The 10258-nt window shown below is 61.0% G+C and carries 11 protein-coding genes; 1 reads left to right on the top strand and 10 read right to left on the bottom strand.

Features of this window, described 5'->3' with window-relative positions; genetic code table 11:
- Positions 1 to 54: 54 nt before the first annotated feature.
- The 9 genes from DVK01_RS19145 to DVK01_RS19185 all read right to left on the bottom strand — a co-directional run bounded on the left by DVK01_RS19145 (position 55) and on the right by DVK01_RS19185 (position 8797).
- Complete coding sequence (locus tag DVK01_RS19145) at positions 55 to 2427, bottom strand: cation-translocating P-type ATPase (protein ID WP_199722384.1); 2373 nt, start codon at positions 2425 to 2427, stop codon at positions 55 to 57.
- A gap of 60 nt (positions 2428 to 2487) precedes the next feature.
- Positions 2488 to 3237, bottom strand: a complete 750-nt coding sequence (locus tag DVK01_RS19150) for a helix-turn-helix domain-containing protein (RefSeq protein WP_008526038.1) — start codon at positions 3235 to 3237, stop codon at positions 2488 to 2490.
- A gap of 61 nt (positions 3238 to 3298) precedes the next feature.
- On the bottom strand, positions 3299 to 3583 hold the full coding sequence (locus DVK01_RS19155; RefSeq protein WP_006183450.1) for a hypothetical protein: 285 nt from the start codon (positions 3581 to 3583) through the stop codon (positions 3299 to 3301).
- 37 nt (positions 3584 to 3620) lie between these two features.
- Positions 3621 to 4283 carry a DUF6735 family protein gene (locus DVK01_RS19160; protein ID WP_121538258.1) on the bottom strand — a complete coding sequence of 221 codons (663 nt, stop codon included), beginning with the start codon at positions 4281 to 4283 and terminating at the stop codon, positions 3621 to 3623.
- 147 nt (positions 4284 to 4430) lie between these two features.
- Positions 4431 to 4916, bottom strand: coding sequence for a hypothetical protein (locus DVK01_RS19165; RefSeq protein ID WP_199722385.1), 486 nt, complete (start codon positions 4914 to 4916; stop codon positions 4431 to 4433).
- A gap of 239 nt (positions 4917 to 5155) precedes the next feature.
- Positions 5156 to 6427, bottom strand: coding sequence for an RNA-guided endonuclease TnpB family protein (locus tag DVK01_RS19170; protein WP_121538260.1), 1272 nt, complete (start codon positions 6425 to 6427; stop codon positions 5156 to 5158).
- A gap of 155 nt (positions 6428 to 6582) precedes the next feature.
- Entirely contained in the window at positions 6583 to 6771 is a 189-nt protein-coding gene (locus DVK01_RS19175) for a hypothetical protein (protein WP_121538262.1), read from the bottom strand.
- A gap of 111 nt (positions 6772 to 6882) precedes the next feature.
- Positions 6883 to 7776, bottom strand: coding sequence for a hypothetical protein (locus tag DVK01_RS19180; protein WP_199722386.1), 894 nt, complete (start codon positions 7774 to 7776; stop codon positions 6883 to 6885).
- A gap of 94 nt (positions 7777 to 7870) precedes the next feature.
- Positions 7871 to 8797, bottom strand: a complete 927-nt coding sequence (locus tag DVK01_RS19185; RefSeq protein ID WP_121538292.1) for a transcription initiation factor IIB family protein — start codon at positions 8795 to 8797, stop codon at positions 7871 to 7873.
- A gap of 121 nt (positions 8798 to 8918) precedes the next feature.
- On the opposite strand from DVK01_RS19185, the gene DVK01_RS21685 reads away from it, so the two are divergent.
- Complete coding sequence (locus tag DVK01_RS21685) at positions 8919 to 9761, top strand: hypothetical protein (RefSeq protein WP_147435191.1); 843 nt, start codon at positions 8919 to 8921, stop codon at positions 9759 to 9761.
- Positions 9762 to 9821: 60 nt separating this feature from the next.
- Here the strand turns inward: DVK01_RS21685 and DVK01_RS21920 are convergent.
- Positions 9822 to 10258, bottom strand: a 437-nt coding sequence (locus DVK01_RS21920; RefSeq protein WP_255410239.1) for an LA2681 family HEPN domain-containing protein, incomplete at its 5' end; no start/stop codon positions are given.

Genomic DNA, 10258 nt, shown 5'->3' on the forward strand with positions numbered 1-10258 from the left:
AGCGGAGGTAAGTCCCGAAAGAAGAGCGCCCTGCCCGCCTTTTCGGCCGCAGAATCAGGTGTCGGAGAACCGGTCGGGCTCGATTCGAGACAACCGCATCGCGTTCCCGGTGACGCCGAGGCTCATCCCCATATCTCCGACAACGACTGCCAGCGCAACGCTGACCAGGCCCAGCGGCACGCCTAACGCGAGCAGAAGCTTCACGCCGAGGCTCGCCCAGATGTTCTGCCGGATCACGCCGTTGGCCGTATGCGACAGGTCGTACAGGTACGGGAGTTTCCCGATGTCGTCGCCCATCAACGCAATATCAGCCGTTTCGAGGGCGGTGTCGGTGCCCGCCGCGCCCATCGCGATGCCGACCTCCGCAGTGGCGAGCGCGGGGGCGTCATTGATGCCGTCGCCGACCATCGCGACCTCCCCGTACTCCGCCTGTAACTCCTCGACTGCGTCGACCTTCTCGTCGGGCAGGAGTTCGGCGCGATACTCATCGACACCGACCTGCTCGGCGATGGCGCGGGCGGTGCCCTCGTTGTCGCCGGTCAGCATCACCACGCGCTCGACGCCCAGCTCGTGCAGGCGTTCGACAGCCCGCTTCGAGGCCGGGCGCACCTCGTCGGCGATGGCGATTGCACCCAGCAGTTCCGACTCCGTCCCGACGATAACGACCGTCTTGCCCTCCCGCTCCAGTGAGGTGAGCGCGTCCTCGGCGAATGCCCCGTCGTCGTACTCGGCCGCCTCTTCCGCCGCGACGCCGCCGTCCGTCTCGCGGCGTGCCCGAGCGAGGTCGAAGCCCAGCTCCTCGAAGAGCGCGGGCTTGCCCGCATAGTACGTCTTGCCGTCGATCTCCCCGCGGATGCCCTTTCCGGTGAGGCTCTCGAAGCCACTCGGGTCGGGCAGGTCGCCCACGCCCGCCTCCTCAGCACGGGCGAGAATCGCCGCAGCGATGGGGTGCTCACTGCGCCGCTCCAGCCCGGCGGCGCGACGGAGCAGATCATCCTCAGTGGTGTCGCCGACCGGGACGACATCGGTGACGGCGAGTTCGCCCTTCGTGAGCGTCCCCGTCTTGTCGAGCGCGACGGCATCGACTTCGCCCATCGCTTCGAGGTAGTTGCCGCCCTTGATCAGGACGCCGTTCTTCGCGGCGCTGGTGATGCCCGACACCACCGAGACGGGTGTGGAGATGACGAACGCACAGGGGCAGGCGATTACCAGCAGGGTGAGCCCGCGGATGAACCAGGTCTGCCAGTCGCTCGCGAAGGTGAACCCGTACCCGGCCAGGTCGACCGAGATGGGGTCGGCGATGACCAGCGGCGGGATTGCGGCGGTCAGGATTGCCAGCACGACGACGAGGGGTGTGTAGTAGCCGGAGAAGCGGTCGACGAACTGCTCAGACTCGGTCTTCTTCGCCTGTGCGCCCTGGACCATCTCGATGATGCGCGAGAGCGTCGAATCGCCAGCGGTCGAGGTGACCTCTACCTCGAGGTACCCCTCTTCGTTGATCGCGCCGGCGTAGACCTCGTCGCCGGCAGTCTTGTCGACGGGGACGCTCTCGCCCGTGATCGGCGACTGGTCGACTGCACTCTCGCCGTCGATGACCGTTCCGTCGAGCGGCATCTTGTCGCCGGGGCGGACGACGACGGTCTCGCCAACGTCGACCTCCTCGGCGGGAACGGTCACTTCCTCACCATCGCGAAGGACGGTCGCCTCGTCGGGCGAGAGTTCCATCAGCTCGCGCAGGGAGTCCCGTGCCCTGTCCATCGCGTAGTCCTCGAGCAGCTCGGCGATGCTGAATAGGACGGCCAGCGTGGCGGCCTCGACGAAGTAGCCGATACCGGTCGCCGCGATGATCGCCGTCCCCATCAGCAGGTCGATGTCGAGGCTTCGGTTCTTCGCGGAGTAGTACCCGCTACGGACGACGGGGATGCCGCTGGCGGCGACGGCGCCGAGGAACAGGACATCTGCGATGTGGAGCGGGTACTCGAGGACGCTCGCCACCGTGGCGTTCTGTCCGGTGAGGAGAAACTCGAAGAGGAGGCCGAGCGTGACGAACGCCGCGCCGAGCCACGTCTTCTTCGCGCGAGGACTTGTCCAGACCTCCGATGGTGGCGCGATGTCGACGCCGTCGGTCGCCTGGTTGTCCTCATCATCGCCCTCGGCGTCCGAGCCCCCGACGACCTCGTAGCCGGCGCCTTCAATCGCCTTGACTACGTCGGCTTCGCTAGTTCGATCAGGGTCGTACGTGACGTTGGCCGTGCCGGTGGTCGGCTGGAGCGTGGCGTCAGTAATGCCGTCGACACGCTGGAGGCTCTTGTCCACCTTTTGGGCGCAAGAGGGACAGTCCATCTCGGGAACGGCGAGGCGGGCGGTCAGCTCACGTCGCTGTCCGCCGCCGCTCGTCCCCCCTGCTGCGTCCGGATTCTCTGTCATCACGTCACGGTAGGGGCGGGAGTTCGATATGTCTTTGTTGGAATATTCCAACTGCGGCCCTCAGTGCGATGCCAGCCGCTCTTCCGCTACCCGCTCGCCGGCGACATGTTGCTTCGCCAAATGTTCTTCCGCCCGACGGAGTCGGTAGGTGAGTGTTGACCGTGGCATGTCGAGATGCTCGGCGAGCTTGCCGACGTCAACCTCGCGGGGCGACTCGTAATAGCCGTGTTCGACCGCGGCCTGAAGAGCGGCCTCCTGGGCTGGCGGTAGGCCGCTCGGTGTCCCGTCGCGTCCCCCAGCTGATGTCGTCGTATCCGCGGTGCGGAGCATCTCCATCTGGGCGCACTCCCCGACGGCAACCCCGAGGGAATCGAAGAACGCCGCCACATCGCCCTCGTCGGAGTGAATGAGCCGCCACGTGTAGTGGCGGCCCTCGTGACGGGTCTCGAACAGCACACCGTCGCCGAGGTGGTCGCGGGCGATGTGGGGGACTGAGGCACAGGCAGGGGTCCGCTCCCAGTCGGAGTAGAGGATGAGCGTGTCGTCCGTGCGGTCGAGGACACGGGTGGTCTGGGTTGCGCCGCAGTCCTCGGTGGCGAGACAGTCGGCGTAGTAGTCGCTGTTGCGAAACGCGTCCTCGATGGCGTCGAGTGCGTCCGGAGTGCCGGTGGCATGGTCGACTCGCCAGAGCTGGTCGGCAGTGGCGTGCAGCGAGAGTGAACGAACGCGAGCGTCGGGGTGGTCTGCGAGGGCGTCCGCCACCCTGTTGCAGCCGGGCTCGTATTCGAGAGCGAAGACGAGTTCGCGCATACCCCGACTAAGGCCTGCCACGACATAACCCATGGCTTGGGGCGATGTCTACTGGCGGGTATCAGATCACGTCGTCCGGGTCGTGAACCTCCTGCATTCGCTGTGCTTCGGCCGCGTATTGCTCCTGGAGGTCGGGGTCATCGACCATGCCAAGATTGCCGGGTTCAGCATCGACTGCTGCTGTCGTGTCTCGGACGTCGGTGAAGGACGTGAGTGCGCGTTCCTTCCGATAGTACTGTTCTCCATCGGGTGTTGCGTAGGTGAGGATGATCAGGTTCTGCTCGTCATCGGAGTACGTCCGTTCGACAAGCCAAACACGAACGTCATCTTCAGACTGATTTGACATACTTAGACATCCCCCGATATCCACTAAGGGATTGGTGTTACGACTTGCCGAGACTCGCTGTCTCGAAGGGTGATTCTCCGGTCGGAATGAGCAGCTCCTGTCGGTCTCCGACCCGCTCAGCGAGCTTCCGTTTCAGATACTGTCTCGCCGTTGACGGTGTGAAGACGCCCTTGTCGAGCATGTCGCCGACGACGTCTTTGAGGGCCGCGAACTGCCCCTGCAGGTGGCCGTCGCCGACCGGCTCGCCGTCGTACCAGCGCACCGTCGCAAGCGCGCCGTTCCCGACCGTCTCTCCCTGTTCGACTGTCTCCGAATCGTACTGCAACCCGAACCACAGCGTTCGGTAGGCGGTCACCTCGAACGTCGTCGACACCACGAAGAACGCCTCGTGGTGGTGGTAGTCGAGGTGGTCAGCGACGATCTCGTCGAGGGTGAGCCCGGTGGCGCTGGGCTTCGGCTCGACGACCGTCGACGGTCGATCCTCGCCGGCGAGGTAGCCGTCGACCGCATCTGCCTCGAGGCCACCGGCAAGCTCTGCGAGGAGCTGTTTCGCCCACTTGGAGTCGGTGTCGTCACCACCGAACGGCGATTCAGCCGAAATTCGGCGCTTGAGCTTGAGGTTCGCTGCGCCCCAATGGCTGTAGTGGAGCGTGTACTGTCCGTCTGTGCGTTCGTACGCAACGAGTGCGCGGTGTCCCATCGAGCAATCACCTCACGGGGCGACCGCGACTGGATCGCCCCGCACCCCTCTCGGGGGACGAACAACGCTACCAGTAGCTGCTAGCGAGGTTTCGTTATTCGGGATGAGTAGTGAAATCGGGCCGGCAAAATCGGCAAGTGGATCTGCCTATACCGCAACTGCGACAACGTTAAAGAGGATGAATAGGAGAACGGAACCGAGTAGGGCGCTCACGACCGTTCGTTGAGGGTGTTCTCGACGGAACCTTCCAGCGAGACCATAGGGGATGCTGAGTCCAAGCGTTCCCGCGAAGAACAGAGCGATATTTCGGATGAGCTCAGCTCCGGCCCCCGGATAGCCGCCGGGCGTCCCCATCGTCGCCAGAAATCCGACAAAGGTTGTAAGGGCGATACCCAGCGCTCCCCAGACGCCTAATAGGGCAACCTCCCACCAGACAACTGGTTCAGCGAATCGAATATACGCAACCAGTGAGATAATTAGCGGGAGCGCAAAGATAGCAAATAACTCAAGGTTCCCACTCCGAAGTGGGGAACTCGGCATATTTGCGACTAAGAGGGCAATTCCGAGAACGGTTAGCCCGATGAGTATACCCGATAATGTCCGAGTGTCGGGCGTTCGTGTGGAGGTCGCCATATTCAGGGTCACTCTCTGAAATGGTAAATATCTTGTCTGTACTGACCGGCAGTTTCAGATCTCACTCCGAATAAAATCGTATCAGCGCCCACTGCTACTCGTTGATCAGGTCGAGGGGACTGAGGTCCGGGTGCAGAACCTCGCCGTCGCGAACGACATACTTCCCCGCCAGTACGGGAAAGCGGCACTTGGTCAACCACCTCGAATTTAGCTCCGAGGCTTGTCAGTGGACTCCCGCTCTATCCGCGCAAGGCGGAAGGCGTGTACTCGCCGTTCACGTTCAGCGTCCCTGACTTGAGGGCCAGTTGACTGGTGGCCCATCCACCGCGAGACTTCTGCCCGCGATGGATATACTCGCAGTATCGGTTTGCAATGTTCTTCGCCGCGTTGTAATCAGCGTTCACCTCATACCCACATGACTGGCACTCGAACTGTTTGTCGTCGCGATTATCCTCGTGGGTACACCCACAGTATGAGCACCGCTGGCTCGTGTACGCTGGGTTCACGAAATCGACGAACAACTCTGTGGATTCGACCCTGTACTCAACGAGCTCCACGAACTTCGCGTAGGCCCACTGCTGGAACTTGCTGCCGTTCGCAATGTTCTCGCGGATGTGAGTGAGGTCCTCGAAAATAATCCCGTCTACATCCGCATCATCGGCTTCCTCGATGAGGTCGTTGGCTCGGTTGTGGAGCCAGTCTAATGACCACTCGCTGAACTGACTACCAATAGATTGAATCGTGAGGTGAGCCGACCGAGTACCCGTCTGTTGTAGGCACCCCCGGCGTTGCTCGTATTGCTCGCGTTTGTGGGTGAGGAAGTCTGCACTGCCAATGAACTTGCCTGTGGAGGTGACGGCGAACGCGCCAGTCACGTTCAAGTCCACGCCGAGAACCACTCCGTTCTCGGGGAGATCATCACATGACTCGCTTTCTTGGCGTTCCGGTCCGTCACTCCCATAATCGGGATTTTTCAGCGTAACGTGCAGGTAGAACGTGTCCTCGTTCTCGTCATATTGGAGCGTGGCACTTGACGTATTCCAGTTGTCACTCTCGTAGTACCGTCCGAACGGCGTGTTCTCTCGCTTATTTTCAGGTGGGAGAACGTATTCGGCGGTGACTCTTCCGTTCGGTGTCGAGAGGGTGGCGTGGTCGTCGTTGAACGTCGCGGAGCGTTTGTCGTACACGATGCTCCACGAGTCGAACTTTGGTTGGCTGGTCTTCTCACCCTGCGTCAATTTCTCGACGCCGGCCCTGACGGCTGCGATAGCGCGACGAATACCTTTCTGAATGAGATTAGCGGTGAGCTCGGTTTCCTCCCGTAACTCGTCATACAGGGCCTCTTCGGCCCTGCTCTTGCTGGTGATACAGTCGTCGTCGTACCGCCAGGCCCACTCGCTCGTTCGGTTAGCACAGTGGAGAAATTGAGTCTTGGTCTGATGGAGATCGCCACGACGTTCTCTGGGTACGTCGAGTTTGATTCGCACCGTGCGTCGTAGCGTGTCGTCCATCTGTGATTCACCTTTGTTGTCTCTGTTCGGGAATGTGCAATTGTTCAGTCAGGTGGGTCATTGGTTGTTCCCGGGGATCGCTCCCCCGCACCCCTTCTGGGGGGCAATAAACAGCCTCCAGAGCGAAACATCGGAACTCCGCCTTGCGACGCCGTTCAGGACTCGACCTGCGTATCGGCGTCCCCACCGTGGTCTGGGTGCGAGAGCAGACTCACGTCCTGCAGGAGAGCTCTCGCTGCCTCGATCCGCTCCTGATCTGCGTCGTCGAGTCCGGCCGTCTCGATGCGCTTGAGATTGGTGAATGAGCGGTGCAGTCGATATCCGGGCGTGTTGCGTGGGTCCATGTGAAGCGCCTCGCCGGTTCACGGCGCAGAGAAACCTCTCTGGGTGCGGGTAACTGTGGAACTGAGTGCGTCTATTAACCAACACTGAAACCTTCCCTGCCATTTTGTTGGTTAAGAACTACGAGTTGATGGACTGGGGCCGTAGCGAGCCGAGCCACACACCCGACACTCCCAGATCGGTTGGCCGGTCCACGCCTCATCCGGGACCGATTCGTGGCTCTTGAACCGATGGTCGGTCGCCCGTTCACAGTTTTGACAGTCGAGTTCCTGCGTCGTCGGTACCGACGATACCTGGCGATCAGCCGCAGCTTCGCCTCTGGATTCGGTCAGCGCTATCGCTGGAACCAGCCACACCGCGTCGTCGGCGTCGTCGAGGACCGCGTCGAGACGCGACGCGTCGCGGATGCCGTCCCCACGCTGGTCGTAGAGCCGCGTCGGGGCCTGCTCCTGACCCTCCGACGCTTCCTGCCCGTGCCACCCAGTCCGGTCACGGGCGGCACTGAGAAGCCGCTCTCCCTCCGCTGACGCCACCTGTACTGCGTCGGGGAGTGAGGGCCATTGCTCGGCCAGCTGGCGCGCCGGCGCCTCGTCGAGGTCGTAGAGGAGTGTGTAGTCGTCGACGGCCGGCTCCGCCTCGTTGGCGGAGAGGAGGTTCGCCGCGGCGCCGCCCTTCGCGACGGCGCCGTAGAACGTGGTCGACTCGACGACCAGGTGGACGATGCCGAGGCACGTCGTCGACGCGGCCTCGTCCGTGCGAGTGGCGTCACTCCCGAGATGGTTAGTGAGACAGAACCGGCATTTCGTCTGGCCGTCTGGGACTGACGCCCCACAGGACCGGCACTCGCCGTCGGTTACCGTCGGCGCATCAGGGTAGCCACCAGAGCTCGTCGCGACGCGTTGCCGCCGGGGGGCACCCTCACACCCGTCGTCCAGCCTCGTGTCCGGAATGTGGGACGCCTCGCCGGTCGGCCGCAGTTCCTCAAAGTCGGAGTAACGACCGTTCATAGAGCAGTCTACAGAGAACATGGCTCGTCTTCGTGTTTAAATCGTAGCGTGGATAGAACGATATGCAATACAGACGGAGAAACAGTAGGCTGCGTCAGGCGACCTGTTCCTCCAACGTATCCCGGTGTGCCCGGACAGTCGCCTTCGAGGCGTTCGCCACGTCCGCGGCCTCGGATTGCGTCAGCCATCGGCCCTCTTCGCGACCGGCCTTGTAGAGACAGGCCGCTGCGAACCCGGCCGGATGGACGCCCGTCGTGAGGCCGTGCTCCTCGGCCTGTTCCGCGAGGGCTCGGGCCCGCTGTCGGATTTCGTCCGGACACTCGAGGTCCGAGGCGAGTCGCGGTACGAACATGCTTGGAGAGACGGGCTCAGCGGGGAGGCCCAGCTCTTCGTTCAGCGTCTTGTACGCGTTCGTGACCCGTGACTCCGCGACGCGGGCCATCTCGCTGACGTCATCCACCAACCGCGAGAGGCCGTTGCACCGGCAGGCCCCGTAGACGCTGGCCGCGGCAATGGCCTCGATGGATCTGCCACGAAGCAGATCCTCGTTCTGGGCGCTCCGGAAGAGCTGACACGCCTGGTCGCGGACCGAATCAGAGAGTTCGAGCGCACTCGCCAACCGACGCACTTCGCCCAGTCCGTGTGCGAGATTCCGTTCCGCTTTCGACCGCCAGCGACCGCGGGTCTGCTCACGGCGCATCCGCGCGAGTCGCCGTCGCTTCTGCCCAGAGAGCTCGTTCCCCTTCGCGTCGGTGCCGCGACCGATTTCCGTCGACAGGCCGCGATCATGGCGGGCCGCAGTGAGTGGAGCACCCGTTCGCTCGCGCTCCTCGTCGTCGTACGCCCGCCACTCCGGCCCGTGATCGATACGCTGTTCGTCGATGACCAGGCCACAGTCCTCGCAGACCGTTTCGACTGCGTTCGTGGTGACTCGACCGTCGCACTCGGGACACTGGTTCGCACTCGATTCCGTTCGGACGTCCTCGTCGAATCCGCTCTCGTAGATGTTTCTAGTTGCCATCGTTCTCACCGTGTTTCGTGAAATCGCCAGTACAGCGAGCCCCTCACACATTCAGGGGTCAAAAGAAACTACTCGAATTCGACGTTTGGATTAATATGCTGGGTGCTCTGCTGAACATTAGATGGTCTCTCGAAGGGAATTTCTCCGGCAATCCGGCAGTGGAGCTGTTGCATTCAGTTTCCATGAAGATTGGTTCGAAACCGACCCTTCCGAGTATCCCCCACACCCATCGATTCCAACGAGCGTTCTCGAGGAACAAGGGTGGAGTTTGCGGGACGAAAAGCCGAGAAATCGGTTCAAACGGGAAGATGCGAAGTGGAGTACCAGCATCTACCAGTGGGATAGCCTACGAGAGAAAGTCCGAGAGGCAACTGGCGGTCAGATTGATATTCCTCTGGGTGGGCTCGTTGCATACCGAATAGGAGATACCTCGTCGATCTTTGATAGCGACAATACATTCAACCTCCCATGGTTGGCTAAAAGAGAATTAGACGATCCCATCAAGAACCATTTCAAAAACTATCTCCACGAATTCTCTAAAACTGGGTTTACTACTGTCGGGGATATCGACTGGAGCCTCGCTCCGTTATTCGGGGTTCCTTCCAGTAGTGTAATGCAGGAATGCCTACCGAGTGGAACGCTTACTACAGAAAGTGTGGGATCTGTCCAGATGCATCAATTCAACCTTGACTATGAACTGAAAGATAGGAGTTCGAACACGAGCACCACGGTTGATATCCATACAGTAGATCTCGAATTCTTTGGATGGCTGGCTGGGTGGAGTCACAAACAGCACATCTTCGCCGTTGGGGGGATTCATCCTAACGCAACGGGGGACTACTGTGGTCTCGACAACCCGCATATCGAGGAGGCGTTAACGGAGGCACTTGATGAGCAAGTGCACCTGAACCTCGATGAGACACTCTACGGACGAATGCACACAGTAATGGGGAGTATAGAGTGAATAGATTACTCCAGTCCTCCTACCCTTTCCCCGTCAATTCTCTCGAATGTGCAGTAGATTCTATCGCTTCCATTCGTCCCTGAACCAGTCGGTTGGCAGAGGCATAACCGGATCCTCAAGTTCGGCTTCCTTCATTCTCTCTTCGAAGTGGACAGCCAGCGAGAGGTAAATTAAACCGGCCCGGGCGATTTTGAGCATCTCTATCCCAGACTCCATTAGCTCATCGTCGGTTATGGATTCTTTTAGCGAATCTTCAATTCCTCGTGTTTCCGACCCTGTGACTGGTTGTCGATGTACTTTCAGGTATCGGTGCTCGAGACCGTTTCGTATGCGTTCAATAGTGCTCGGAGCTATGTCAAGCGATTCCTCGACCTCGAATGGGCCCCCATAGAAGTCCTTCTTCAACCAGTAAAGTGCGTTCAACAACCAGTTTTCGGAGCCTTCGAACCGCTCGTGGAGGCCATCACTCCAGGATGTGTTCTCGTACCAGAGATTTC

This window comes from Haloarcula sp. Atlit-120R (genome assembly GCF_003665885.1).
Classification (GTDB): domain Archaea; phylum Halobacteriota; class Halobacteria; order Halobacteriales; family Haloarculaceae; genus Haloarcula; species Haloarcula taiwanensis.

Excerpts from the sequence above, each read along its gene's own strand:
- DVK01_RS19145 (WP_199722384.1), bottom strand. The coding sequence starts at position 2,427 with ATGACAGAGAATCCGGACGCAGCAGGGGGGACGAGCGGCGGCGGACAG.
- DVK01_RS19150 (WP_008526038.1), bottom strand. The coding sequence starts at position 3,237 with ATGCGCGAACTCGTCTTCGCTCTCGAATACGAGCCCGGCTGCAACAGG.
- DVK01_RS19155 (WP_006183450.1), bottom strand. The coding sequence starts at position 3,583 with ATGTCAAATCAGTCTGAAGATGACGTTCGTGTTTGGCTTGTCGAACGG.
- DVK01_RS19160 (WP_121538258.1), bottom strand. The coding sequence starts at position 4,283 with ATGGGACACCGCGCACTCGTTGCGTACGAACGCACAGACGGACAGTAC.
- DVK01_RS19165 (WP_199722385.1), bottom strand. The coding sequence starts at position 4,916 with ATGGCGACCTCCACACGAACGCCCGACACTCGGACATTATCGGGTATA.
- DVK01_RS19170 (WP_121538260.1), bottom strand. The coding sequence starts at position 6,427 with ATGGACGACACGCTACGACGCACGGTGCGAATCAAACTCGACGTACCC.
- DVK01_RS19175 (WP_121538262.1), bottom strand. The coding sequence starts at position 6,771 with ATGGACCCACGCAACACGCCCGGATATCGACTGCACCGCTCATTCACC.
- DVK01_RS19180 (WP_199722386.1), bottom strand. The coding sequence starts at position 7,776 with ATGAACGGTCGTTACTCCGACTTTGAGGAACTGCGGCCGACCGGCGAG.
- DVK01_RS19185 (WP_121538292.1), bottom strand. The coding sequence starts at position 8,797 with ATGGCAACTAGAAACATCTACGAGAGCGGATTCGACGAGGACGTCCGA.
- DVK01_RS21685 (WP_147435191.1), top strand. The coding sequence starts at position 8,919 with ATGGTCTCTCGAAGGGAATTTCTCCGGCAATCCGGCAGTGGAGCTGTT.